This window comes from Burkholderia sp. AcTa6-5 (assembly GCF_017815075.1).
Lineage (GTDB): Bacteria > Pseudomonadota > Gammaproteobacteria > Burkholderiales > Burkholderiaceae > Burkholderia > Burkholderia sola.
This window is the reverse complement of record NZ_JAGIQE010000004.1, coordinates 100,632-125,219: the sequence shown is the minus strand read 5'-3', so window position 1 is coordinate 125,219 and position 24,588 is coordinate 100,632. Positions and strand designations below refer to the sequence as shown.

The window sequence follows — 24,588 nt, the reverse complement described above, 5'->3', positions numbered from 1 at the left end:
TCGCTCGCGCTCGCGTCGTCCGCCGTCGCCCCGGACCGCGCGTCGCCGCATGCAACCGCGCACCGGCCCGCGTCGCGCAGGTCGTCCGCCCGGCGTCGCATGCCGTGCACATCGGCGCGCCGCCGTGCCGTGCACGCGTGCGGCGGCCTGCGTATCGCCGACGCACGCCACCCGCCGAGCACTCGGTCAGCGCATGCCATGTTCGTCTCCTGCGTCAAAACGTGTTGTCGCCCTTCAGGTAGTACGCGGTTTTCACGAAGAACGCCTTCACCGGATGGCCGCTCTGCACGTCGCGGGCCGCCCGCGCTTGCATCGCGGCTTTTTCGTCGGGCCACCGGTTGGGCACCGGGTTGTACACGCGCTCGAGCGCACGTTGCATCGCGAGCGGATAGTTCTGGTTGCCGGCCGTCGTCGCGCGATAGCCGGCACGCGTCATCTGCATCAGCTGCACATCGGTTTCGGCACGCGCCGCCGACCAGGTCAACGGCGCGGCATGCGAAGTGTCGGCGACGCCGATCGTCTGCGCGAAGCTGACGGCCGGCAGCGCAGCGAGTGCGCAGGAAAGAACGGCAACGGGAACGAGGGATCGCATAATGGCCTCCAGATGGTTGTCCCCGCATCGATCCAGCATCGATGCGTTGAAATCATCGTATGTCGGGCCGCATCCCGCTTGAATAGCCGAATCCGCAATTGTTATTTTCAGCCGCGCATTCGGCGTGCGAACTGCGTCGTTCGCGTATCCCTTCGAAATGGAATTTCTTTATTTCATTCAACGATCTGATCGGACTTTTACCGGCGATCCGGTGGGGCGCTCACCGCGCTCTTTCAATTTCCGAAATGACGTGTTGCCGACGGAAATCCGGCCGGCGCGCCTGCGCACAAGGCTTCCGGCGTGTTATCGCGCACACGGATACCATCGAAGCGATCGAGTCGGATCAGCGGATTCTTCTGATGCAGGACAAATCACTCGCATCGGCCTGCCGGATTGAGACGCGACGCAATCTGCAAGGACGCGCGATAATCACGCATCGACCGTTTCGCACGGCATCCCAGGCATTTTCATTTTTAATCGAGTCTTCCCATGGCTGCTCTCGACACTACCGCCATCGACAGCTGGCACGCGCACGTCTATTTCGATGCGGCAAGCCGCGACGCGGCCTGGGCATTTCGCCAGGTCGTCGACGCGCGGTTCGGCGCGGTCATCGAACTCGGCCGCTTTCACGAACGCCTCGTCGGCCCGCATCCGGCGTGGTCGTACCAGATCGCGTTCGATGCCGCGCGATTCGACGACATCGTGCCGTGGCTCGTGCTGAACCACGGCGCGCTCGACATCTTCCTGCATCCGAATACGCACGACGAACTGCGCGACCACCGCGATTGCGCGGTGTGGATCGGCAAGTCGTATGCGCTGAATCTCGACGCGCTGGCCGGCTAGGGGCCACCCGCAGAGCGCCCGCGGCGCGGCCCGGCATCCACGTTTCGGGTCGACGTGAAACGTCTCGCGGCGGCGCACCCCTACAGTGGTTTCCGTGATCGACTTCCGGAAACCCGCCATGACACCCGCAGACACCGATGCCGATGCCCGGCGCATCCATGACGACTGGCACGCGGCCGTCGTCGCCCGCGACCTCGACGCGCTGATGTCGCTGTATGCCGACGACGCGGTGCTCGAAACGCCGCTCGTCGTCGCCACGCTGCCCGAACACGGCTCGGGCGTGCTGCACGGCAAGGCCGCGATCGGCGCGTTCTTCGCGGCCGGCCTGCGCAATCCGGACAACCCGCTCGGACGCTGGTACCGGACCGGGCTGTTCTTCTCGAACGGCCGCCAGCTCGTCTGGGAATACCCGCGCGCCACGCCGGACGGCGATCAGGTCGATCTCGTCGAGGTGATGGATCTGCGCGACGGGTTGATCGCGCATCATCGCGTGTACTGGGGATGGGTGGGCTTCGGCGCGCTGCGGGACGCGCCGCGCCGGTAGCGCATGCTGCGGCCGACTCGCGACGCGCGAAGCATCACGCGCTCAACGCGCCATGCCCCTCACGCGACGTACATCGCGACACTGACGAACTGGCACAGGCTGCCGGCCAGCACGAACAGGTGCCAGATACCGTGCCCGTGGCGGATGCGTTCGTCGTTGATGAAGAAGTAGATCCCCGCGCTGTAGATCACGCCGCCGGCCACGAGCCATGCGGTGCCGACCGGCGGCAGCGCGTGGATCAGCGGCCGCACGGCGACGAGCGCGAGCCAGCCCATCAGCACGTACAGGATCATCGACAGCAGGCGCGTGCGGCGCCCGAGCGTCAGCTCCTGCAGGATGCCGAACACGGCGAGCCCCCAGCTCACGCCGAACAGCGACCAGCCCCACGGGCCGCGCAGCGTGACGAGCGTAAACGGCGTATAGCTCCCTGCGATCAGCAGATAGATCGCCGCATGGTCGCATTTCTGCAGGATCGCCTTCAGGCGCGGGTTGCGCACGCTGTGATAGGCCGTCGAGATCGCGTAGAGCAGGATCAGCATCGCGCCGTACACGCTGAAGCTCACCACCTTGTACGGGTCGCCTTCGAGCGCGCCCATCGTCACGAGCGCGACGAGGCCGGCCACCGACAGCACCGCGCCGACGAGATGGGAAATGCTGTTGAAACGCTCACCGACATGCACGACGTGTTCTCCTGCGATCCATCGGGAAAAGAAAGTGCCCTAATGATACCGGCGGCCGGATGCCGCCGCGCTGCGCGCGGGCAAACGGCACGCAAGCGCCCTGCGGTGCGCGTCGTCGGCCCACCAAAGAAAAAAGCGCCGCGACAGCCATCGCGGCGCTCCCGTTTCGATACCGAACCGATTCGTCAGGCGATTGCAACGGCCCGGTTCAGCAACACTTCCCCGCCCCCGACCCGTACCGCGCATTCTGACGCTCACGGAAGAATTCCTCGTACGTCATCGGCTCGCGGTCCGGATGGGTGTCGCGCATGTGCGCGACGTAGGTATCGTAGTCGGGCAGGCCGACCATCAGCCGCAACGCCTGCCCAAGGTAACGCCCCGCGCTGCGCAGGTCGCCGCCAAGATCGCTGAACATCGCGGCCTCCCCTTAACGTCCGCTGCCGAGCGCCTGCGCGGCCGGCATCGCTTCGTACGGCGTCTCGCGCACGGTCGGCTTCGACTCGCGGCGCGCGCGAAGCACGGCGAGCAGGCCGTACACCGCGATCGCCACGACGACGAAGATGAACAGCCCGGCCAGCGCCGCATCGATGTAGTCGTTGAAGATGATCCGTTTCATCTGCGCGATCGACTTCGCCGGCGCGAGCACCTTGCCCTCGTCCACCGCGGCCTGCAGCTTCGCGGCGTGCGCGAGGAAGCTGACCTTCGGGTTCGCGTCGAAAATCTTCTGCCAGCCGGCCGTCAGCGTGCAGATCAGCAGCCACGCGGTCGGCACGATCGTCACCCAGGCGTAGCGCTCGCGCTTCATCTTGAACAGCACGACGGTGCCGAGCACCAGCGCGATCGCGGCGAGCATCTGGTTCGAGATGCCGAACAGCGGCCACAGCGTGTTGATGCCGCCGAGCGGATCGACCACGCCCTGGTACAGGAAGTAGCCCCACGCGGCCACGCACAGCGCGGTGGCGACGAGGTTGGCGGGCAGCGACTCGGTGCGCTTGAGCGCCGGGTGGAACGTGCCGAGCAAATCCTGCAGCATGAAGCGGCCCGCACGCGTGCCGGCGTCGACGGCCGTCAGGATGAACAGCGCCTCGAACAGGATCGCGAAGTGATACCAGAACGCCATCATCGCTTCGCCGCCGATCACCTGGTGCAGGATGTGCGCCATGCCGACGGCCAGCGTCGGCGCGCCGCCCGCACGCGCGATGATCGTGGTTTCGCCGACGGCCTTCGCGGTTTGCGTGAGCATGTCGGGCGTCAGCACGAAGCCCCATTGCGTGACGGTGTTCGCGACCGCTTCCGGTGTCGAGCCGAGCACGGCGGCCGGCGCGTTCATCGCGAAGTAGATGCCCGGTTCGATCACGCACGCGGCGACCAGCGCCATGATCGCGACGAACGATTCCATCAGCATCGCGCCGTAACCGATGAAGCGCGCGTTGGTTTCGTTGTCGATCAGCTTCGGCGTCGTGCCCGACGAGATCAGCGCATGGAAGCCCGACACCGCGCCGCACGCGATCGTGATGAACAGGAACGGGAACAGGTTGCCCGCCCACACCGGGCCCGTGCCGTCGACGAACTTCGTCAGCGCGGGCATCTTCAGTTCCGGTGCGACGACCAGGATGCCGATCGCGAGGCCGAGGATCGTGCCGATCTTCAGGAACGTCGACAGGTAGTCGCGCGGCGCGAGCAAGAGCCACACCGGCAGCACCGACGCGACGAAGCCGTAGCCGATCAGGATCCACGTGAGCTGCGTGCCGCTGAACGTGAACCACGCGGCGATCGCCGGCGAGGCGGCCACGTTCTGACCGAACGCGATCGCGGCCATCAGCCCGATGAAGCCGATGATCGACACTTCGCCGATGCGGCCCGGGCGGATGTAGCGCGTATAGACGCCCATGAACAGCGCGATCGGAATCGTCGCGGCGACGGTGAACGTGCCCCACGGCGAATTGGTCAGCGCCTTCACGACGATCAGCGCGAGCACCGCGAGGATGATCACCATGATCAGGAACGCGCCGAACAGTGCGATCACGCCGGGCACCGTGCCGAGCTCCATCTTGACGAGGTCGCCCAGCGAGCGGCCGTCGCGGCGCGTCGAGATGAACAGCACGATGAAGTCCTGCACCGCGCCGGCGAACACAACGCCGGCCAGGATCCACAGCATGCCGGGCGTATAGCCCATCTGCGCGGCGAGCACGGGGCCGACCAGCGGCCCGGCGCCGGCGATCGCGGCGAAGTGATGGCCGAACAGCACGTACTTGTTGGTCGGCACGTAGTCGAGGCCGTCGTTGTACTTGACCGCCGGCGTCATCCGCAGCCCGTCGAGCTGCATGACCTTGCTGGCGATGAAACGGCTGTAGAAGCGATACGCGATCAGATACACGCAGACTGCGGCGATCACGATCCAGAGGGCACTGACGCGTTCGCCGTGCGCGAGTGCGATCGTGCCGAATGCGAACGCGCCGAGCAGCGCGACCGCGATCCATAGCAGGGTACTGGAAGCCCGATTCATGGCGTCTCCTGGTCTCCAATGTGTTTTTGAGTGGATGCGGCGAGGCGCCGAACCCGCGTGACGTCGATGCGTCGTGCCACAGCCTCGCAGAGGCCGCGGCGATGGGCCGTAGTATTCCGCGCGATGGGGGAGGCTTACAAGCGGATAACTACGTATGCGGGGCTACGTAGAATTACGTAGGCCCCTGTCGCATGCGCCTCGTCGGGCAACGATTGCCCGCGACCGCCGAGCCACGTACAGTGTTCGCCTACCCCCACTCCGGAACCGCCATGCCGATCGCATTTCAGAAGATGAACGCGAATGGCGATGACTTCGTCATCGTCGACCTGCGCGATCAGGGACACGAGCAAGCGCACCGCGTCGATCGCGATCTCGTGCGGCGCATGGGCGACCGGCATCGCGGCATCGGCTTCAATCAGCTCGCATTGATCTCGGACTGCGACGACGCCACCGCGTACGTCGCCTTCCGGAATCCCGACGGCTCGACGCTCGATACCTGCGGCAGCGCGACGCGCGGCGCCGCATGGAAGCTGATGCGGGAAACCGGCGCGGCGTCGGTCGTGCTGCGCACGAATCGCGGCCGCTTGCACTGTTCGCAGGATGCGCACGGACTGATCAAGGTCGAGATGGGCGCGCCGCGGTTCGGCTGGCAGGACATACCCTTTGCCGAAGCCGCCGACACGCTCGCGCTGCCGCTGCCCGGCACACCGGCCGCCTGCAGCATGGGCAATCCGCACTGCACGTTCTTCGTCGACGATGTCGCTGCACTCGACCTCGAAACGCTCGGCCCGGCGATCGAAACGCATCCGCTGTTTCCGCGGAAAACCAACGTGCATTTCGTTCAGGTCATCGATCGCACGCACATTCGCCTGCGCATCTGGGAGCGCGGCGGCGGCGTGCCGCTCGGCTCCGGCTCGTGTTCGTGCGGCGCGGTGGTCAACGGTATCCGGCGCCGACTGCTCGACGAGACCGTGAACGTCGAATGCGACGGCGGCAACGTGACGGTGCATTGGGATGGCACCGGCAATGTGTTCCTGAGCGGGCCGGTTGCATTCGGGTTCAGCGGGGTGTGGCTGTCATGAGCGACGACGCACAGATCTTCCACACGCTGCGTCCGCGCCTGCAAAAGATCGCGTACCGGATGCTCGGCTCCATCGCGGACGCCGAAGACATCGTGCAGGACGTGTGGCTGCGCTGGCACGACGCGGCGCGCGACGGTATCGAGAATGCCGAGGCATGGCTCGTCGCGGTCACGACCCGGACGTCGATCGACCGGCTGCGCGCGGCGAAGATCCGGCGCGAGCACTACGCGGGTATCTGGCTGCCCGAGCCGGAACTCGGCGAATCGCCTGCGACGCCCGAGGAAGTGACGGAGCGCGCGAACGACGTGTCGGTCGCCTATTTGCTGCTGCTCGAGCGGTTGACGCCGGAAGCGCGCGCAGCCTTTCTGCTGCGCGAAGTGTTCGATGCCGACTACGACGAGATTGCCGACGCGATCGGCAAATCCGAAGCCGCGTGCCGGCAGCTCGTCAGCCGGGCGAAGGCCCAGTTGCGCGACGACGACAGGCCGCGCCACATCGTGCCGCGCGAAACGCACCGGCAATTGCTGCAGACCTTTTCGCATGCCCTCGCGCAGGGCGATTTTCCGTCGATCCAGGCGCTCCTCGCCGAAGATGCGATGCTGATCGGCGACGGCGGCGGCAAGGTCCAGAGTTTCCCGAAACCGATGGTCGGCGGTCGCCGCATCGCACAACTGTTCTACGCGACGTGGTTGCGCTGCGGCAGCGGCGTCGAAATGCGTCCGGTCGTGCTGAACGGCGAATGGGCGATGCTGCGCATCATCGCCGGCCAGCTCGAATCCGCGATGGCGTTCGAGACGGACGGCACGCGCATCGTCCGGATTCTCGTGCAGCGCAACCCCGACAAGCTCGCGCGCATCGCAGCCGCGTGCAGTGCCGGCTAGGGCGTGTTCACGCCCTAGCGATGGGTTGAACCCCGAAGCGCGCGCCGTGCACCGCTCGATGCGGCATTGGTGCAGCCCGCGCAACACGATGCGTCCCTGTGCGTGGCTACCGCGCGCCGGCCCACACTCCTAAGATGATTTCGCGCGGCGCCCTGCCGCCCCCGACGCCCGCGCAACGCGGGCCAGCCTCTTCGTCGCCAGGAGAAATCATGACGCAGCGTCTCAACTACATGCATCAATCGCCGGAACTGTTCCGGCAATTCCTCGAACTCAGCAACCTGCTGCGCGGCAGCGCGATCGAGGAATCGATCCGTGACCTCGTGTCCGCACGCGCGTCGCAACTCAACGGCTGCGCATTCTGCCTCGACATGCACGTGAAGGAGGCTCGCCTGCACGGCGAGCGCGAGTTGCGCCTTCACCATCTCGCGACGTGGCGCGAATCGACGCTGTTCTCGCCGCGCGAGCGGGCTGCGCTGGCCTGGACCGAAGTACTGACGAAACTCCCCGAGCACGGCGTGCCCGACGACGTCTACGATCGCGTGCGCGGCCAGTTCTCCGAAAAGGAATTGTCGGACCTGACGTTCGAAGTGATGGCGATCAACGGCTGGAACCGCGCGAACGTGGCGTTCCGCACCGCTCCGGGCTCGGCCGACAAGGCTTACGGCCTCGACAAGGCCAATCTCGCCTGACGCCCGCGCCCGGCTACGGGCCGCTCCCTTCTTCGCCGCCGGCTGCCGGCCGGCGGCTTCACTGGAATCCATCCGATGATTCGCCTGAAACATGCCATCGCGGCCGCGCTCGTCGCCGCCTCGACCACCGGCGCTGTCCACGCGGCGCCTTCGGCCATCGTCACCCCGTTGATGACGAAGCCGCTCGACGCGTATCCGGGCAAGGAAGCCCTGATGATCTCGGTCGAATATCCGCCCGGCGCGGTCGACCCGGTCCACCGTCACCACGCCGAGGCCTTCGTCTATGTCGTCGAGGGCTCGATCGTGATGCAGGTGAAGGGCGGCGAGCCCGTCACGCTGAAGCCGGGCCAGACCTTCTACGAGGGCCCGAACGATCTGCACACGGTCGGACGCAATGCGAGCCGGACGCGGCCCGCGAAGTTCATCGTGCTGCTGTTGAAGGACAAGGGTGCACCCGTGCTCGTGCCGGAGAAATAGCCGGCCCGCACGCCGCCGCGCCCTTTTTTGAAAAAATGCGGCGGGCGGTGTCACAGGCGGCAGCGCTGAACCGTCTAGTCGCATACGGACACCACGATTCCAGCGCCTCCATGCCCGACACCTCCATCCGCCGCCCCGACGCCGACGACCCTTTCGCACGCAGCTTCTCGACCTGCTACGCCGGCGTCGTCACCTTCCTGGCCGTTGTCACGGAAGGCAGCTTCGCACGCGCCGCCGATCGCCTCGGCGTCGGCCGCTCGTCGGTCAGCCGCCACGTGCAACGGCTCGAGGATCGGCTCGACGCCCGCCTGTTCCAGCGCACGACCCGCAGCATGTCGCTGACGCGCGAAGGCGAACTCTTCTACGAAAACTGCCGGCCCGGCATCGAGCATCTGGCGCAGGCGCTCGAGGACATGCGCGAGCTGCGCAGCGGGCCGCCGAGCGGACACCTGCGCATCGGCGCGACGCCGGGCTTCGGTCGCAAGGTCATCGCGCCGCTGCTGCGCGACTTCCATGCGCGGTATCCGGACATCACGCTCGAACTGCTGTTGAACGACAGGCCCGTCGATTTCTCCGCCGACCGCATCGACGTCGCGTTTCGCGACGGCCGCATGGAGGACAGCGCGATCGTCGCGCGCCGGCTGATTCCGATGCAGATGATCGTCTGCGCGTCGCCGTCGTACGCGCACCGGCACGGCTTGCCGCGCCACGTCGACGATCTCGAGCGGCATCGCTGCATCAACCTGCGCACCGCATCGGGCCGCGTGACGGAATGGGAATTCAGGATCGACGGGGCGACGCAGCAGCGCCAGATCGCCGCGCATCACACGTTCAACGACATCGATCTCGTCGTGCACGCGGCGCTCGACGGGCTCGGCATCGCGCAACTGCCCGCGTACCAGGTGTGCGACCTGCTCGCCGACGGCCGGCTGCTGAGCTGTCTCGGCCAGCACGCGCCGGACGACGGCGGCCACTATCTCTGCTACCTGAGCCGCAAGCATCTGCCCACGCGCATCCGCGTGTTCATCGACTACATGATCGAACAGACGCGGGCGCGCGATCTGCAGTGCCTGACCACGATGACGACGCTGGCGCCGCTGGAGACGGTCGATTGATGCATTCCCGGCAACATGGTGAGGGCTTGTCGGCCTCTACCGGATCGCGCGGCGCATGCCTACGATGCGGGCTGTTCGACAGGCACGCGAATACGGCGCTGCGCCGTTCGGCAACGTACCGGCCCGATCGCGCGAACGCGATGGGCGCCGGCTTCGGCAGATTCATGCGGCGCGCATGTCGCGCGCCCGTTCAAGGAGAGCAATCGTGAAAATCGTCGTGATTGGTGGTACCGGCCTGATCGGCAGCAAGGTCGTCAGGAACCTGATCGCACGCGGCCACGACGCGGTGGCGGCCGCGCCGTCGACGGGCGTCGATACGATCACGGGCGCGGGGCTGGACGCCGCGCTGGCCGGCGCGGAGGTCGTCGTCGATCTCGCGAATTCGCCGTCGTTCGAGGAAGCGGCCGTGAAGGCGTTCTTCGAGGCGTCGGGGCGCAACCTGTTCGCCGCGGAGCGCGCGGCCGGCGTACGCCATCACGTCGCGCTGTCGGTGGTCGGCACCGACCGGCTGCAGCAGAGCGCGTATTTCCGCGGCAAGATCATCCAGGAGAACCTGATCCGCGAAGCCGGCGTGCCGTACACGATCGTGCGCTCGACGCAGTTCTTCGAATTCGTCGGCGCGATCGCGCAGGCCGGCGCGCAGGGCGACACGGTCCGGTTGACCACCGCGCACTTCCAGCCGATCGCATCGGACGACGTCGCGGCCGCCGTGACCGACTTCGCGCTCGACGCGCCGCGCAACGGCATCGCCGAGATCGGCGGCCCCGAGCGCGTGCGGATCGCCGATCTGGTCGAGCGTTTCCTGTCGGCGACGCACGACGCGCGCACGGTGACGCGCGACGCCAGCGCCGACTACTTCGGCGCGGTGCTGCAGGACGACACGCTCGTGCCGGCAGCCGGTGCGCGGTTCGGCGCGACGACCTTCGACGCGTGGTTCCGCCAGAACCAGCCCGCGCGCTGAGCGCCTCGGCCGGATCACGCACACCATGACGCCGCTGCGCCCGCCGCCGCTATCGCTGCTCGACCGGTATCGCGGACGAGAACCGCAGACGCTGTACTCGACGACGGTGACCGTCACCGGCGGCGCGGCGGAGCACGGCCGCGCATCGGGCGTCGCGCGTTCCGACGACGGGCGGCTCGATGTCGAGCTGCGCCTGCCGTCCGCGCTCGGCGGGCTCGGCGACGGCCCGAACCCGGAGCAACTGTTCGCCGCGAGCTATGCGGCGTGTTTTCACGGCGCGCTGAGCCTGCTGGCTGCACGGGCGGGGGTGTCGATCGCCGGTGCATCGGTGTCCGCGTCGATCGACTTCTGCCGCGATCCGATGGACGGGCTGTTCATGCTGAACGCGAACATTCGCGTGCGGCTGCCGGGCGTCGAACGCGTCGTGGCGGAAGAGCTCGTCCGCAATACGGAGCGTTTCAGTCCTTACACGAAGATGGCGCATGAGGGAATCAGCCACGTGGTGGCGCTGGCGCCGGCGGACGATGCGCACGAACGCTAAACGGCACGCACGTTCAACCCATCATCTTCACGAGAAAGTCATGCAGTCATTCGACAACAAGGTGGTCCTCATTACCGGCGGCGGTGCCGGCATCGGGCGGGCGGCGGCCGTCGCGTTCGCACGCGAAGGGGCGCGCGTCGTCATCACGGGCCGCCGCGAAGAGGCGCTTTCCGCCGCCGCGCGCAGCGCGCCGGGCATCGACTACGTGGTCGCGGATGCCGGCGATCCGGCCGACGCCACGCGCACGATCGACGCAACGGTCGCACTGGCGGGGCGGTTCGACGTGCTGGTCAACAATGCGGGCGCGGGGGCGATCCTGCCGCTCGAGTCGGCGACCTTCGACGCGATCAGCGCGATCTTCCGCGTCAATACGCTCGGACCGTCGATGCTCGCGACCGCCGCGCTGCCGCATCTGAAAGCAGCCCGCGGCAGCATTGTCAACGTGTCGAGCACGTTCGGACACAAGGCCGCGGCGCTGTTGTCGCACTATGCAGCGAGCAAGGCCGCGCTCGAGCATCTGACGCGCTGCTGGGCGCTCGAGCTCGCATCGGCGGGCGTACGCGTGAACGCCGTCGCGGCGGGCCCGACGGAAACGGACTTCCTGTCCGAACGGATGAAGCTGTCGGCACCCGACATCGAAGCAATCAAGGCGCAGGAGCGCACGCGCATTCCGCTTGGCCGGCGCGGCGAGCCCGCGGACGTCGCGAACTGGATCGTGTCGCTCGCGTCGCCGCAGGCGGCATGGATGACAGGTCAGGTGGTCACGGTCGACGGCGGACTCGACGCAACCTGACCGTCGCAAGGACGCGCGGCACGCGACGTACGACGCGTGCCGCGCGGTACGGCAAATCAGTGCTTTTCGTCGACCTTCTTCGGCTTCGGTGCCGACGGCACCTTCGCGTACTGGAACGCCGGCGTGGCCTTCAGCGCTTCCTTGGTCGCACCCGGCAGGTAGATGTTGCCGTTGCGCACGTCGAGCGACGCGATCGGCACCGCGACGTCGTGCGCGGCCACGCCGAGGAAGCCGCCTGCCGACACGATCGCGGCCGACACCGAGCCGTCCGGCGCGACGATCAGGTCGCGCACCTTGCCGACTTTCTGGTTCTCGTCGTTGTACACGGTCTTGCCGAGCACGCTTTTCTTCACGCTCCAGCCTTCGAGCAGCGCCTGCGATTGCTCGACGGTCACGCTGATCGGCTGCGCGCCCGCGATCTGCGCATGCGCGCTGATGCTCGACGCGAGGACGGTTGCTGCGAGGAGGGTCTTGTAGAACTTCATGTGTGATGCACTCCGGTTCGGTTGTTGTGGATTCCGGGAACGAAGCGACGCGGGCGCAATGGCTGATCGGTGAGCGCCCGCGGATGGCCGCCCCGCGGATGGCCGCCCCGCGCTTCGTCGGTCGCGTGACGGCCGGCCGCACCGCCACTGCGTGTGTGCGTGGCCGGACTGCAGCGAGCAACACGTCTTTCATGGTAGCGGGATTCGCCGGATCGTGCGTTGAGCGTGCAACGTGGCAAGCGGGGCGGAACGGATCAGGATCAAGATTCGTGCAAACAGACGGCGCGCGCGGCGCGGAAAATGGCGCCGTGACCCGTCGATTAGCGCAATCTCACGGACGAGCGCCCGATCTTCGCGGCGTATCGAACACATCGAATCACGCGGCGGGCGCCGCGCCGCCGCGCAGCATCACGCATTCCGCGCATACACCCGGCGATGCCGCACCGCCTCCGCCAGCACGTCGAGCACCGGCTCCGTCTGCGTCCAGCTCAGGCACGCATCGGTGATCGACACGCCGTATTGCAGCGGCACGCCCGGCTTCAGGTCCTGCCTGCCCGCCTCGAGATGGCTCTCCACCATCACGCCGACGATCCGGTGCTCGCCCTGCCCCAACTGCCGCGCGAGATCCTGCGCGACCTCGATCTGCCGCTCGTGCGACTTGTTCGAGTTCGCATGCGAGCAGTCGACCATCACCTGCTCGCGCAAGCCGGCCTTGCGCAGCACCGCGCAGCTCGCTTCGACGTGCTCCGCATCGTAATTCGGGCCGTTCTTGCCGCCGCGCAGGATCACGTGCGCGTCGTCGTTGCCGCGCGTCTCGAAGATCGCGGCCATCCCCATCTTCGTCATCCCCATGAACGCATGGCTCGCGGCCGCGGCGACGATCGCGTCCGACGCGACCTGCACGCCGCCGTCGGTGCCGTTCTTGAAGCCGATCGGGCAGCTCAGCCCCGACGCGAGCTGACGATGGCTCTGGCTCTCGGTCGTGCGCGCGCCGATCGCGCCCCACGCGATCAGGTCGGCGATGTACTGCGGGCTCAGCAGGTCGAGGAATTCGGTCGACGCCGGCAGGCCCAGCGCGTTGATGTCGAGCAGCAGTTGCCGCGCGGCGCGCAGCCCTTCGTTGATGCGGAAGCTGCCGTCGAGGCGCGGATCGTTGATGTACCCCTTCCAGCCGACCGTCGTGCGCGGCTTCTCGAAGTACACGCGCATCGTGATCAGCAGGTCGTCCTTCAGCGCGTCGGCGGCGGCCTTCAGGCGGCGCGCATAATCGAGCGCCTGGTCGTGATCGTGGATCGAGCACGGGCCGACGACGAGCAGCAGCCGGTCGTCGCGGCCGTGCAGGATGTCGCCGATCGCGCGGCGCGTATCCTCGACGAGCGTCTGCGTCGCGGCCGGCACCGGCAGCTCGTCGAGCAGCAGCGCGGGCGAAATCAGCGGACGCACCGCGCCGATGCGGACGTCGTCGATGCGGGTGGTGTCCTGCGTCGCGTCGGCGCTGCCTACCTCGCGATCGTGGGAAGGATTGTCGAGGTTCTGCATGGTGATTCTCCGGGGGACATCTGTCTGGAATGATGGGCAGGCTCGATTATGGCACCCGTGCGGAACGATAGCGGGTTGCGGGGAAGTCGACCGAAATCGACACGACGGGTCGCGACGTGACGGCGATCGCGGTCCGCCGGCCATTCGGCCGAGTGGTCGCGTGTCACCGCGGTGCCGTACGATCGTGGCTGTCCGCTGCCGATGCGGCCCCTCGCTCGACACCGGCGGCACCATGCGCCGCCTGCCTGCGACCGATCGTTCACCCCTTGCCCGACACGCCACGATGACCGTATCCGACCTCCTCAGCGCCATCCGCCAACCCTACGCCGACCTGCTCGCGCAAGCGGCCACGCAACCGGCCGCCGTCGTCGAGCCGGCCTACCGGAAAGCCGACGGCACGCTCGCCACCGAAGGCCCGCTCGCGCTGCCATGCCGGGCCGACACCATTCACGGCGAAGGCGAATCGGCTGGCCAGCCGGCGATGGTCGATTCGACCACGCAACTCGATTTCGAGCCGTTCGCGTTCGAGCTCGAAACGGTAGCCGTATCGATCCATCCGTTCGTGTGGGACTGGGCGACGATCGAAGCCGACGGTCTCGACGAAGCCGCGGCCACCGAGGTGTTCAAGACCTGGTTCTTCGCGTGGTTCGACGCCGACGACGAAAGCATGCCGGCCGAAGACGGCCTGCACGGCATCGTTCACTATCTGTCGGAACCGGCGAACACCGAGCACGGATGGCGCGTCAACGCGGATCTCGGCTCGGCACCGGGCGCGGCGGTCGAGGACCTGCTGTTCCGGCTCGTCGATGCGGGCGCCACGCGAATCAGTGTCGGTTGAAGCGCTTTTCCATGACGGACAGACGAACATGAAAAAAACATTCGCGGCGTTGCTGGTGTGCATCGCGTTGCCCGCGTCGGCGGAAGTCAGTACCGAAGTGCTGTGTTTTCAGACGAGCGGAGACAAACCCGTGCGCTTCGAATTGCGCACGTACTACGACGACGTGGCCAAGTGGCAAGGCGGTGTCGTCCGGTATGCGAAGTCGAAGACGGCGATCCCGCTGCTGTTCAAGCACGAGGATCACGAAGAACTGGCGGAGGGCCGGCCGTACCAGTTCACGACCACGTGGTGGGAAATGGTCGACGGCAAGATCAACGGCGAGTACGAGATGACGAGCCAGGGCGCGATCGTCTATTCGATGACGTACCGCAACGCACGCACCGGCAAGCAAACGGATTTCGCGTGGGCGCAGGACGTCGATGCGTCCGCGAAGGCGGGGTGCCGCTGGTAATGCGGCTTCGGGCAGGGTTGCGGAGCGCGTTCGTCACCCGGCGCGCGCGTGAGCGCGTGTGCGCCGGTGTCACTCCGTTTCAGGTGCCTTGGGCGTCTGTCAGCCCGCGTCGCCCGGCGCGTCGACGTCGATACCGAGTTCGCTCGCCATCCGCTGAACCAGCGCATTGAGTCGCGCCACTTCGTCCGCGAGGCGCTTCTGCTCGGCCTTCAGTGCCTCGAATTCGGAAGGCGGCACCGAATCCGCGCCACCGCCGGCATCCGCGCTCGCGAAGTCGGCCGTGTTCACTTCGCCGCACATCAGGTGCATCCAGCGGTTCTCGCGCGCACCCGGTGCACGCGGCAGCCGGACGACGAGGGGCTGCGTGCGCGCCGCGAGTTCGTCGAGGAACGCCTCGACCGACGAGATATCCGCGAAGCCGTGCAGGCGCGCGCTGTTCAGGCGCAGCTCGGCGGCCGTCTGCGGGCCGCGCAGCAACAGGATCGTCAGCAGCGCGATCGCCTGGCTCGGGATGCCGAGCACGCGGTTCATGTTGTGCTCGAAACGCGGCACGCGGCTGCTGCTGCCTTCCATCACGAGGCTCAGGTGCTTCAGCCCGTCGAGCGCGGTCGTGACTTCGTCCTCGCTGACGTTCATCACCGGCGCGCGCGCGGTTTTCTGGTTGCAGCCCGCGGTCAGCGCGTTCAGCGACAGCGGGTAGGTATCCGGCACCGTGTGCTGTTTCTCGACGAGCACGCCGAGAATGCGGGCCTCGAGGGGCGTGAGTTCGCGAAGGGCGCGGGGCGTGGGCGTATCCGGCGTGGTGTTCATGAGTAGCGTCGCGGCGTGCAGCAGGTGAAGGGAAACGATCGCGGCCCGCGCGGCATCGCACGGGCGAGCCATATGATAGCCCGCGGCGAGCGGCCCGGCGCCGCTCATCGCACCAGCGCGCGCACGTGCCGCGGCATGCTTTCGTCCGACGTAGCGGCGCGGCCGATCGCGCGCGGTGCAATGCGACGATGCGTGGGCCGCAGCGCCGCAGATTCGGCCTTCGCGCACGCCCCCGCGTTTGCGCGATGCCCATGCCGGCGCTACGATAGGCGCTCATCCCGATATCGAGCGCGCCGCGCGCGACCGTCTTCGCTCGTCGATACCACGCATCACTCGCCCCGAATTCACTGCCGCCGTGCGTGCGCGCCGCTCGCCACTACCGTTCACCCCTCACCGGTTCACCACCATGACTGCATCTTCTCCCGCACCCGTGCGCGCCATCGTCACCGGACACACGCGCGGCGTCGGCGCGGCGCTCGCCGAACAACTGCTGCAGGAAGGCATCGCCGTGCTCGGCGTGTCGCGCAGCCGCCATCCGTCGCTCGCGTCGCAGGCCGGCGAGCGCTTCGCCGAAGTCGAACTCGACCTGTCGGATTCCACGGCCGTCGCGGCCTGGCTGGCCGGCGACACGCTGTGCCGCTTCGTGGACGGCGCGTCGCTCGTGCTGCTGTTCAACAACGCGGGCGTCGTCGATCCGATCGGCCCGCTCGCCGTGCAGGACCCGACGATCGTCGCCCGCGCGGTCGGCCTGAACGTCGCCGCGCCGCTGATGCTGTCGGCCGCGCTCGTGCAAGCCGCGTCGGCCGCGACCGAATGCCGGATCGCGCACCTGTCGAGCGGCGCGGCGCGCAACGCGTATGCGGGCTGGAGCATCTACTGCGCGACCAAGGCCGCGCTCGATCACCATGCGCGCGCCGTCGCGCTCGACGCGAACGGCGCACTGCGGATCTGCAGCGTCGCGCCGGGTGTCGTCGATACGGGCATGCAGGCCACGATCCGCGCGACCGACCAAAACAATTTCCCGATGCGCGAGAAATTCGACGAGTTGAAGGCGAGCGGCGCGCTCGCCACGCCCGAGGCCACCGCCCGACAGCTGATCGGCTATGTGCTGAGCGACGCATTCGGTAACGAGCCGACGGCCGACGTGCGCAACCTGCCGACGAAGTAAGCATCGGACGCGGCCCGTCATCCTTCGAGCCGCTTCGTCCAGTCCTCGACCTGCCGCTCCGTGCGGCGCTTCTCGAGCATCTTGCGCCAGCCGGGCGGCAGCAGCGGCACGTCGCACAGCGCGTCGAGCGCGGCCATGTCGAGCGTGCGTCGATACAGCACGTCGAGCACCGCCGACAACGGCCATTGCGGGTAGTGGCGCGCATGCAGCGCCAGCACGTCGCCCGCCGCCACCCAGCCTTCCTGCAGCACGCGGTAGTACCAGCCGGTCCGGCCGCTTTGCTGCACGAGCGCCGCCATCCTCGGATGATCGAAACGCGCGTTGAGCTTCGAGCCCGGCTGCCGCGACTGCGACACCTGCAGCACCGCGCCGCCCAGCGTGAACACGTCGCCGAGACACACGTCGCGCTCGGTGATGCCGCGCGTCGACAGGTTCTCGCCGAACGCGCCCGGCCGGGCGAGCACGTCGCGCGCGCCGATCTGCCCGGCCCACCACGCATAGTGATCGTGCGCATAGTGATGAACGGCCTTGTCGGGGCCGCCGTGATGCCGCGCATCGGCCTGCTCGTCGCCGGCAAAGCCGAGCGCACCCAACCAGCGGCGCGCATCGACCGGCTGCTTGTCGATCGCGCTCGCGTGCGGCGTGCCGGCGAGCGGCCGGCTCGCGCCGATCCGCACCGCGTCGATGACGGCCGCGATCGCCGGCCGCGCGTCGTCGCTCATGCCGCGGCAACCTCCGGCAGCGCCGCCAGCAGGCGCTCGAGTTCGCGCGTGCGTGCGTCGCCGAGCGGCAGCAGCGGCCGCCTCGGTTCGCCGGCGTCGAAACCGCGCAGCCTCAGCCCGGCCTTCACCGTCACCGGCAACCCGCCGTTGACGATGAACTGCAGCAACGGCAACTGCGCGTGAAAAACCGATCTGGCGCGCGCGAGATCGCCCGTACGCATCGCGTCGAACAACGCGAGCGGCAACGCGGCATTCAGGTTCGGCGCGGCCGTGCACCATCCGGACGCGCCCGCGGCCAGCGCGGCGAGCGCCATCGGATTGCTGCCGTTGTAGAACGGAATCGTCCCGTCGCTCAACTGCGCGAGCCGGTGCATCCGGCCGATGTCGCCGGTGCTTTCCTTGACCATCGTCACGTTGTCGACGGCCCGGCAGATCGTCGCGATCAGGTCGGGCGACATGTCGACGCCGCTCGTCGCCGGGTTGTTGTACAGCATGATCGGGATGCCGATCGCGTCGCCGATCGCGCGATAGTGCGCGACGATCTCGTCGTTGCCGAGCTTCCAGTACGACACCGGCAGCACCATCACCGCATCGGCGCCGGCCTGTTCGGCGTAGCGGGCGCGGCGCACCGCGCCCGCCGTGGTGAGATCGGAAATCCCGACGACGGTCGGCACGCGCCGGCGCACCGCGCGAATCGACGCGGTGGCGGCGGCCTCCCATTCGGCATCGGACAGGTATGCGCTTTCGCCGGTACTGCCCAGCGGCGCGATCGCGTGAACGCCGTCGGCGATCAGGCGTTCGATCAGCGCATCGAGCGCTTTCAGGTCGACGTCGCCGGCGGCGGAGAACGGCGTGACCGGGTAGGCAATGATGCCTTTCAGCAGGATGGACACGATGGGTATTCCTCAATGATTGTGTGAAGAGATCGAAACGGCGCACGCGCTCAAGCGACGCAATCCCGATGCGTACGCAACGCACGGCGTGCGTAGTAGTCGAACGTCACCGCATCGCGCTTCGGCTTCGAGATCCAGTCGTGCGCTTCGCGCGCCAGCGCCGGCGGCACCGGTTTGATCTCGCCGGCCGACATCGCGAGCAGTTGCAGCTTCGCCGCGCGTTCGATCAGCAGCGCGAGGACGCACGCCTCCTCGATCGTCTTGCCGACCACCAGCTGGCCGTGATGCGACAGCAGGATCGCGCGCTTGCTGCCCAGCGCCCTCGAGATGATCTCGCCCTCCTCGTTGCCGACCGGCACGCCCGGCCAGTCCTTCAGGAACGCGCAATCGTCGTACAGCGGGCAGGTGTCCATGTGCGACACGACCAGCGGCTGTTCGAGCATCGACAGCGCCGCGACATGCGCCGGATGCGTATGGATGATGCAGTTCACGTCCGGGCGCTCGCGATAGATCCACGTATGGAACCGATTGGCCGGGTTCGGAATGCCTTCGCCATCGACGACGTCGAGATCCTCGTTGACGCGCAGCAGGTTCGCGGCCGAAATTTCGTCGAAACCGAGCCCGAGCCGCTGCGTGTAGTACGTGCCGGCCGCATCCGCGCGGCAGGTGATCTGCCCGGCCAGGCCCGAGTCGTGGCCGGCGTCGAACAGGATCCGGCACGTCAGCGCGAGCTTTTGTCGCGCAGACCAGCCGCTGTCGCCCACTTCGTTTTCAAGCCGCCGCTCCGCCAGCGCGACCAGCGCTTCCTTCGTCAAATTCAGCGTTTCCGCCATGTTCGCCTCCTGAATGAACCGGGTCTGCCGCGCCGTCCGCGGCCGTTTTTTCCGGCGTGCGTGACACACGATACACCGAATGACACTTTGTGTCATGCGTTACAATCGGTTTTTCGAAGGACACCTGGCGCCCCATGACGATTCGCCTGAAGCTGCTCAGAAAACAGAAGGGCTGGACGCTCGACGTGCTGGCCGACGAGACCGGCCTCACCAAGAGCTACCTGTCGAAGGTCGAGCGCGGCCTGAGCGTGCCGTCGATCGCGGTCGCGCTGAAGCTGTCGAAGGCGCTGAACGTCGACGTCGAGCAGCTGTTCTCGGAAAGCAGCAACCGCGAGCTGATCACGGTCACGCGCGCCGGCGAGCGCACCGCGATGGGCGCGGCAGCCGATAGTCACGCGCACCGCTTCGAGAGCATCGCGGCGGGCGTCGCGCCGAAGAAGATGCTGCCGTTCGTCGTGCATCCGCCCCACGAATTCGTCGCGTCGACGTTCCGCGAACACGAAGGCGAGGAATTCCTGTTCGTGCACAAGGGGCGCGTCGAAATCGAATTTCCGAACGAGACGGTGCAACTCAGGACCGGCGATTCAGTCTATTTCAACGCACTCATCCCGCACCGCACGCGCAGCCTCGGCGCCGCGCAGGCGGAGATCCTGGTCATCGTCAGCCACGACGACTAGCCTCGTCACTTCTTCGCGCAAGGATCTTCCGATGGTCACCAAGGCCACCGCACCGTTCCAGCAGATCAAGACGCTCGTTCGCCAGCACGTCGAGTCCGGCGACTGGCGCCCCGGCGACCGCATCCCGTCCGAGCTCGATCTCGCCGCGCAGTTCGGCGTTGCGCGCATGACGGTCAACCGCGCGCTGCGCGAGCTGACCGAGGAAGGCGTGCTCAAGCGCATCGCGGGCGTCGGCACCTTCGTCGCCGAGGTGAAGCCGCAGTCGAACCTGCTGATGATCGCGCATATCCGCGACGAGATCCGCGCGCGCGGCCACGAGTACCGCTGCCGCGTGCTCAGCCAGTCGCGCGAGCCCGCGTCGTTCGACGTCGCGGCCGCGTTCGGCCTGCCGGTCAACACGCCGGTCTTTCACGTGGTGTGCGTGCACGAGGAGAACGGCCGCCCGATCCAGCTCGAGGATCGCTACGTGAACCCGGCCGCCGCGCCCGGCTTCATCGATCAGGATTTCCAGACCGAGCCGCCGTCCGAGTACCTGTACAACAACGTGTCGCACCACGAACTGGAAATCGAGCACGTCGTCGACGCGTCGCTACCGACCGGCGAGCAGGCGCGGCTGCTCGACATGCGCGCCGACGAGCCGTGCCTGACGCTCACGCGCCGCACGTGGACGGACGGGCTGCCCGTCACGTTCGTGCACTTCCTGCATCCGGGCAACCGCTACCGGCTCGGCTCGCGCTTCAAACCGGGCGCGGGGCGCCACCCGACCTGATCCTTCGTCGCACGCGCCCAACGCACGACGGCCGTTTCGTCCCTGGAACCGCCGCCGGGTTCGTTACCTCGACGCGCCAGAGTCAGATCGCGCCGACCTGCCCCGCATCGCGCGACCACACGACCGGAAACAGCGGGTGATCGAGCGGCGCACCGTCCGGCAGTTGTTCCGCGAGCCCGGGGAAATGGGGCGACGTTTTCCAGCGGCGCGGCGCGTGACGGATATCGTCGCCGACGAAGCGGATCGAAAACGCGCGCCGGCGGTTCTGCGTGCCGCCCGACGCATGCAGCGTGAGCATCCGGAAGCACACCATGTCGCCCGGTTCGAGCGCCCAGCGACGGATCGGGAAGGCCGCGCGGTCGGCTTCGATGTCGGGCAGGTCGGCGAGGCTGCCTTCCGGAAACCACTTCGCCTCCTTGTCCATGAACGTGCGCGGCATCAGCCACGGCCCGCGATGCGAACCCGCGACGAATTCCAGCGTCGATTCGAGCGGCACCGGATCGACCGGAATCCACATGCTGACGTTGTCGTCGCCTTCGATGTCGTAGTACGGCTGGTCCTGGTGCCACGGCGTGCGCTGCCGCGTGCCGGGCTCCTTCACGAGCAGGTGGTCGTGATGCAGCCGCACGGTGTCCGTGCCCATCAGCGCGGCGGCGACCGACGGCGCCGGCGAGCGCACGATGAAGTCGCGATACGCGTCGTTGTGCTGCCAGTTGCAGAAATCCTCGAAGAACCAGCCCGGATCGTCGGGCCGGCTCGCGACCTTCGCGCGTTCGCTCGGCTGCGCGAGGTTCGCGTCGATGCCGGCCTGCAGCGCGGCCACTTCGTCCGGCGAAAAGATGCCCTTGATGCAGACCGCGCCTTCGTCGCGGAACGCGGCGATCAGTTCGGGCGTCACGGCTTGCGCGACGCGATCCTGGATACTCGTCATGGTGTGCCTGTCGATGGGATGAGTCACGGGATCACGGCGCCGAAGTCAGTTGCTGCTTTGCGCCGTAGATGTCGAAGTCGAAGTATTTCGCGGCGATCTTCTGGTACGTGCCGTTCGCACGGATCGCGACGATCGCGTCGTTCAGCCGCTTCTTCATGTCGCCGTCGCCCTTGCGTATGCCCATCGCCACGCCGTGTCCGGTGATCCGCGCGTCGGTCACGTCCGGGCCCGCGAACGCGTAACCCTTGCCGCGCGGCGTCTTCAGGAACGAGTAGCCGGCCTGGGTCTTGTCCTGGAACGTCGCATCGAGCCGGCCGTTCACCAGATCCTGATACACCTGGTCCTGATTCTGGTACGACACGATCGTCACGCCCTTGGTCGCCCATTCGGCCTTCGCGTACGCCTCCTGCGTCGTGCCCTGGTCGATCCCGACGCGCTTGCCGGCGAGCGACGCGGCATTCGGCAGCAGCTTCGAGCCGACCGGCGCGACGAGCGCGCCCGGCGACGCATACAGCTTGTTCGAGAAGTCGATCTGCTTGAGCCGCTCGTCGGTGGCCGTCATCGCGGACATGATCACGTCGAACTTGCGTGCACGCAGCGCCGGGATCATCCCATCGAAGCTCTGTTCGACCCACACGCACTTCGCATGCAGTTGCTCGCAGATCGCGTTGCGCAGGTCGATGTCGAAGCCGGCCAGCGAGCCGTCGGGCTGCTTCGCCTCGAACGGCGGATACGTGGGGTCGATGCCCCAGCGGATCGTCGACGCGTCCTGCGCGAACGATACGAGCGGTGCGAACGCCAGCGCGGTGACGAGGAGCTTTGCGGTGCGGTTCATGGCGGGTCCTTGAAAGTCTCGACGCGGCGGGCGATGCCGGCGTTCGGTTTGGGGCGATGCGACGGGGTGCCGGCGCGGGGCGCGAAAGACGAGGGACTTCGGTGAAACTGCCATGCAGGCTAGACCGCTTGATTTTTGAGCACAAGCAGGGAAATGCGGGAGGGCGGCGGATTAATAAAAGATCGAAGCCGGGGACGCGGGTGACGCTCCAGTGAGAGATTTTCCGGGAAATTTCGGATGTCTACCCTGCGCGATCCGCACCTGACCCAGAATGCGTTTTCCGGACACCGGCCACCACCGCGAGGTGTTTCCCGCGGTTCCGTCGAATCTACTGGCAACGCGCCCTATACTGCGATGGAATTTTTCGACGTGAATCCCCGCATCAGCGATGCCGCGTCCGACATCACGCCGAATGATGAGGCACACGCCGGGTTCGTAAAGCTGATGCTGCCCGACGGCGAAATCGACTTCGTGGGTCTCCCGGAATCTGACGTCTCCCGGCTACGACGAACGGACGCTGATGGATCGTGTCGTCAAGGTCGAGACTTCCGCGGAAATCGTCGCCAAGAAAATGCGGCACCGCGGCGATCGTCCGACTGCGCGGGACCTGTTCGATCTGTGCCTGGTCATCGAGCGGGAGCCGGAAAGCTTGATGGAAGCCGGTGCGTTCCTCGTTCGGCATCGCGACACGTTTCTGCGTCTGCTCAACGAGCATCGCGCCTTCGTACAACCGCGGTTCGACGACATCCGGACACTCGGCTACACGCCGTCGTTCGACTATTGCGTTCAACTCGCCGACGCATTCCTGCGAAAACTCCCCGGCGGCACGCCTGAACCCAAATCGCGCCGCCGCTGATCCCTACCGCGCCCGCGAACGTCATCCACAGGAAGTCGTCAAGCACCTCCCAACCCCGCAAAACACCCGCCCAACTCCGGCGAAACCGCGATTGCCCGCGCTGCCCTGCCATGTTAAAAGTCGTCGCACGCATTTGAAAATGAAATGCCCGAATCCCTAGAAGTGCATAAATGAATAGACCCCTGTTCGACATCGACCTGCTGCGTGCGCTGGTGATGGTCGCCGACTGCGGCAGTTTCACGACGGCGTCCGCGCGCCTGCATTCGACGCAGTCGACGGTCAGCCAGAAGGTGCGCCGGCTCGAGGAAATCGCCGGCCACCGCCTGCTCGACCGCGGCGCGCGCGACGTGCGGCCGACCGATGCGGGCGTGACGGTGCTCAGTTATGCGCGACGCATGCTCGCGCTGAACGACGAGATGCTGGAGGCGCTGTCGGGCGCGACGGTCGCGCTGACGATCCGGCTCGGCGTGCCCGACGATTTCGCGGCGGGCCGCACGACGCACGCGCTCGCGGCGTTCAAGCGCGAGCATCCGCAGGTGAAGCTCGAAGTGACGTGCGGGCTGAGCCGCGACATCAGCGCCGCGTACGATCGCGGCGAACTCGACCTCGTGCTGATCAAGCAGCGGCGCGACAGCCGCGAGGCCGTCGTGCGCTGGCCGGAGAAGCTGCGCTGGATCGACAGCGCGAAGCATCCGTCGATCGATCTCGACCCGGTGCCGATCGTCGTGTTCCCGCCGCGCGGACTCTACCGCGACGACATGATCAAGGCGATCGAGGAGCGCGGCCGCCGCTGGCGGATCAGCTTCACGACGTCGAGCCTGAGCGGCATCCAGGCGGCGGTCGCAGACGGGCTCGGCATCAGCGTACTGCCCGCGCGCGTGGTGACGGACGAGCATGTGGTGCTGACCGCGAAGCAGGGCTTCGCGCCGATCGAGCATATGGACATCGCGATCCTGCATCGGCCGACGGCCGACCCGATGGTCCGCGCGCTGACGAAGACGCTCGCGGCGATGCTGGAACTCGAAGGGCGGTAGGCGAAGCGGATTTCGAACGGGAGCGGCGCGCAGGGGGGCGCCG

Annotated in this window: 29 protein-coding genes; 17 read left to right on the top strand and 12 right to left on the bottom strand. The window is 67.3% G+C overall.

Translation table 11 applies throughout. The annotated features are described in order from the left end of the window. Positions 1–214 precede the first annotated feature (214 nt). Positions 215–592: a hypothetical protein gene (locus J8I33_RS07530; protein WP_050013384.1), complete on the bottom strand. Its 378-nt coding sequence runs from the start codon at positions 590–592 to the stop codon at positions 215–217. Positions 593–1,081: 489 nt separating this feature from the next. Here J8I33_RS07530 and J8I33_RS07525 point away from each other — a divergent pair, with 489 nt between their 5' ends. Together J8I33_RS07525 and J8I33_RS07520 are read left to right on the top strand one after the other, a co-directional pair. Then, positions 1,082–1,435, top strand: a complete 354-nt coding sequence (locus J8I33_RS07525; protein ID WP_124639698.1) for a DOPA 4,5-dioxygenase family protein — start codon at positions 1,082–1,084, stop codon at positions 1,433–1,435. A gap of 118 nt (positions 1,436–1,553) precedes the next feature. Further along, entirely contained in the window at positions 1,554–1,979 is a 426-nt protein-coding gene (locus J8I33_RS07520; RefSeq protein ID WP_050013386.1) for a nuclear transport factor 2 family protein, read from the top strand. Positions 1,980–2,038: 59 nt separating this feature from the next. On the opposite strand, the gene J8I33_RS07515 is transcribed toward J8I33_RS07520, so the two are convergent. The 3 genes from J8I33_RS07515 to J8I33_RS07505 form a co-directional block, all read right to left on the bottom strand. Continuing rightward, the gene (locus tag J8I33_RS07515) at positions 2,039–2,659 is read right to left on the bottom strand and encodes a hemolysin III family protein (protein WP_209934258.1); all 621 of its coding nucleotides are present in this window, start codon (positions 2,657–2,659) and stop codon (positions 2,039–2,041) included. A 208-nt stretch (positions 2,660–2,867) separates the two neighbouring features. Then, entirely contained in the window at positions 2,868–3,074 is a 207-nt protein-coding gene (locus J8I33_RS07510) for a YbdD/YjiX family protein (protein ID WP_050013388.1), read from the bottom strand. Positions 3,075–3,086: 12 nt separating this feature from the next. Then, positions 3,087–5,165 (bottom strand): carbon starvation CstA family protein, encoded by a 2,079-nt coding sequence (locus J8I33_RS07505; protein WP_050013389.1) that lies wholly within the window; start codon positions 5,163–5,165, stop codon positions 3,087–3,089. Between the two features lie 269 nt (positions 5,166–5,434). Here J8I33_RS07505 and dapF point away from each other — a divergent pair, with 269 nt between their 5' ends. From dapF to J8I33_RS07465, 8 genes are all read left to right on the top strand, one after another. Beyond that, the gene (gene dapF, locus J8I33_RS07500; RefSeq protein ID WP_209934253.1) at positions 5,435–6,247 is read left to right on the top strand and encodes a diaminopimelate epimerase; all 813 of its coding nucleotides are present in this window, start codon (positions 5,435–5,437) and stop codon (positions 6,245–6,247) included. Next, positions 6,244–7,128, top strand: a complete 885-nt coding sequence (locus J8I33_RS07495; protein ID WP_124639704.1) for an RNA polymerase sigma-70 factor — start codon at positions 6,244–6,246, stop codon at positions 7,126–7,128. Before dapF ends, J8I33_RS07495 begins: the two co-directional genes overlap by 4 nt. 209 nt (positions 7,129–7,337) lie before the next feature. Then, a complete protein-coding gene (locus J8I33_RS07490) occupies positions 7,338–7,817 on the top strand; it encodes a carboxymuconolactone decarboxylase family protein (RefSeq protein WP_050013392.1) in 480 nt (159 codons plus the stop codon). Between the two features lie 75 nt (positions 7,818–7,892). Then, entirely contained in the window at positions 7,893–8,294 is a 402-nt protein-coding gene (locus J8I33_RS07485) for a cupin domain-containing protein (protein WP_050013393.1), read from the top strand. A 110-nt stretch (positions 8,295–8,404) separates the two neighbouring features. Continuing rightward, positions 8,405–9,409: a LysR family transcriptional regulator gene (locus J8I33_RS07480; RefSeq protein WP_050013394.1), complete on the top strand. Its 1,005-nt coding sequence runs from the start codon at positions 8,405–8,407 to the stop codon at positions 9,407–9,409. 205 nt (positions 9,410–9,614) lie between these two features. After that, a complete protein-coding gene (locus J8I33_RS07475; protein ID WP_209924996.1) occupies positions 9,615–10,370 on the top strand; it encodes an SDR family oxidoreductase in 756 nt (251 codons plus the stop codon). Positions 10,371–10,395: 25 nt separating this feature from the next. Next, positions 10,396–10,911: an Ohr family peroxiredoxin gene (locus tag J8I33_RS07470; RefSeq protein WP_124594817.1), complete on the top strand. Its 516-nt coding sequence runs from the start codon at positions 10,396–10,398 to the stop codon at positions 10,909–10,911. Positions 10,912–10,951: 40 nt separating this feature from the next. Beyond that, entirely contained in the window at positions 10,952–11,704 is a 753-nt protein-coding gene (locus J8I33_RS07465) for an SDR family oxidoreductase (RefSeq protein ID WP_209934246.1), read from the top strand. Positions 11,705–11,760: 56 nt separating this feature from the next. Here the strand turns inward: J8I33_RS07465 and J8I33_RS07460 are convergent, their stop codons facing one another. Both J8I33_RS07460 and J8I33_RS07455 read right to left on the bottom strand, forming a co-directional pair. Further along, positions 11,761–12,189 carry a PRC-barrel domain-containing protein gene (locus tag J8I33_RS07460; RefSeq protein WP_050013398.1) on the bottom strand — a complete coding sequence of 143 codons (429 nt, stop codon included), beginning with the start codon at positions 12,187–12,189 and terminating at the stop codon, positions 11,761–11,763. Between the two features lie 408 nt (positions 12,190–12,597). Then, on the bottom strand, positions 12,598–13,728 hold the full coding sequence (locus J8I33_RS07455) for a 3-deoxy-7-phosphoheptulonate synthase (RefSeq protein ID WP_050013399.1): 1,131 nt from the start codon (positions 13,726–13,728) through the stop codon (positions 12,598–12,600). Positions 13,729–14,011: 283 nt separating this feature from the next. Here J8I33_RS07455 and J8I33_RS07450 point away from each other — a divergent pair, with 283 nt between their 5' ends. Beyond that, entirely contained in the window at positions 14,012–14,566 is a 555-nt protein-coding gene (locus J8I33_RS07450; RefSeq protein ID WP_124594819.1) for a hypothetical protein, read from the top strand. Positions 14,567–14,594: 28 nt separating this feature from the next. Next, positions 14,595–15,017, top strand: coding sequence for a hypothetical protein (locus J8I33_RS07445; RefSeq protein ID WP_124556551.1), 423 nt, complete (start codon positions 14,595–14,597; stop codon positions 15,015–15,017). 99 nt (positions 15,018–15,116) lie between these two features. On the opposite strand, the gene J8I33_RS07440 is transcribed toward J8I33_RS07445, so the two are convergent. After that, positions 15,117–15,827, bottom strand: a complete 711-nt coding sequence (locus J8I33_RS07440; protein ID WP_209924994.1) for a YceH family protein — start codon at positions 15,825–15,827, stop codon at positions 15,117–15,119. A 406-nt stretch (positions 15,828–16,233) separates the two neighbouring features. On the opposite strand from J8I33_RS07440, the gene J8I33_RS07435 reads away from it, so the two are divergent. Next, positions 16,234–16,995 (top strand): SDR family oxidoreductase, encoded by a 762-nt coding sequence (locus J8I33_RS07435; protein WP_209924993.1) that lies wholly within the window; start codon positions 16,234–16,236, stop codon positions 16,993–16,995. 17 nt (positions 16,996–17,012) lie between these two features. Here the strand turns inward: J8I33_RS07435 and J8I33_RS07430 are convergent, their stop codons facing one another. From J8I33_RS07430 to J8I33_RS07420, 3 genes are read right to left on the bottom strand one after another with little or no spacing between them, the layout of a single operon-like run. Next, positions 17,013–17,717, bottom strand: a complete 705-nt coding sequence (locus J8I33_RS07430) for an MOSC domain-containing protein (protein ID WP_209934243.1) — start codon at positions 17,715–17,717, stop codon at positions 17,013–17,015. Next, on the bottom strand, positions 17,714–18,610 hold the full coding sequence (locus J8I33_RS07425; protein ID WP_089489902.1) for a dihydrodipicolinate synthase family protein: 897 nt from the start codon (positions 18,608–18,610) through the stop codon (positions 17,714–17,716). The genes J8I33_RS07430 and J8I33_RS07425 overlap by 4 nt, the downstream gene beginning before the upstream one ends. A gap of 50 nt (positions 18,611–18,660) precedes the next feature. Beyond that, positions 18,661–19,443: an aldolase gene (locus J8I33_RS07420; RefSeq protein ID WP_209924991.1), complete on the bottom strand. Its 783-nt coding sequence runs from the start codon at positions 19,441–19,443 to the stop codon at positions 18,661–18,663. A 134-nt stretch (positions 19,444–19,577) separates the two neighbouring features. Here J8I33_RS07420 and J8I33_RS07415 point away from each other — a divergent pair, with 134 nt between their 5' ends. Continuing rightward, positions 19,578–20,120: an XRE family transcriptional regulator gene (locus J8I33_RS07415; RefSeq protein WP_050013406.1), complete on the top strand. Its 543-nt coding sequence runs from the start codon at positions 19,578–19,580 to the stop codon at positions 20,118–20,120. A gap of 31 nt (positions 20,121–20,151) precedes the next feature. Beyond that, positions 20,152–20,889, top strand: coding sequence for a histidine utilization repressor (gene hutC / locus J8I33_RS07410; RefSeq protein ID WP_124556554.1), 738 nt, complete (start codon positions 20,152–20,154; stop codon positions 20,887–20,889). An 82-nt stretch (positions 20,890–20,971) separates the two neighbouring features. Here hutC and J8I33_RS07405 read toward each other — a convergent pair whose 3' ends face one another. Together J8I33_RS07405 and J8I33_RS07400 are read right to left on the bottom strand one after the other, a co-directional pair. Then, positions 20,972–21,820, bottom strand: coding sequence for a phytanoyl-CoA dioxygenase family protein (locus J8I33_RS07405; RefSeq protein WP_124556555.1), 849 nt, complete (start codon positions 21,818–21,820; stop codon positions 20,972–20,974). A gap of 31 nt (positions 21,821–21,851) precedes the next feature. Then, entirely contained in the window at positions 21,852–22,655 is an 804-nt protein-coding gene (locus J8I33_RS07400) for an ABC transporter substrate-binding protein (protein ID WP_050013409.1), read from the bottom strand. 520 nt (positions 22,656–23,175) lie between these two features. Here J8I33_RS07400 and J8I33_RS07395 point away from each other — a divergent pair. Further along, a complete protein-coding gene (locus J8I33_RS07395; RefSeq protein ID WP_245171603.1) occupies positions 23,176–23,511 on the top strand; it encodes a nucleotidyl transferase AbiEii/AbiGii toxin family protein in 336 nt (111 codons plus the stop codon). Positions 23,512–23,681: 170 nt separating this feature from the next. Beyond that, positions 23,682–24,545: a LysR family transcriptional regulator gene (locus J8I33_RS07390; RefSeq protein ID WP_050013410.1), complete on the top strand. Its 864-nt coding sequence runs from the start codon at positions 23,682–23,684 to the stop codon at positions 24,543–24,545. Positions 24,546–24,588: the final 43 nt, after the last annotated feature.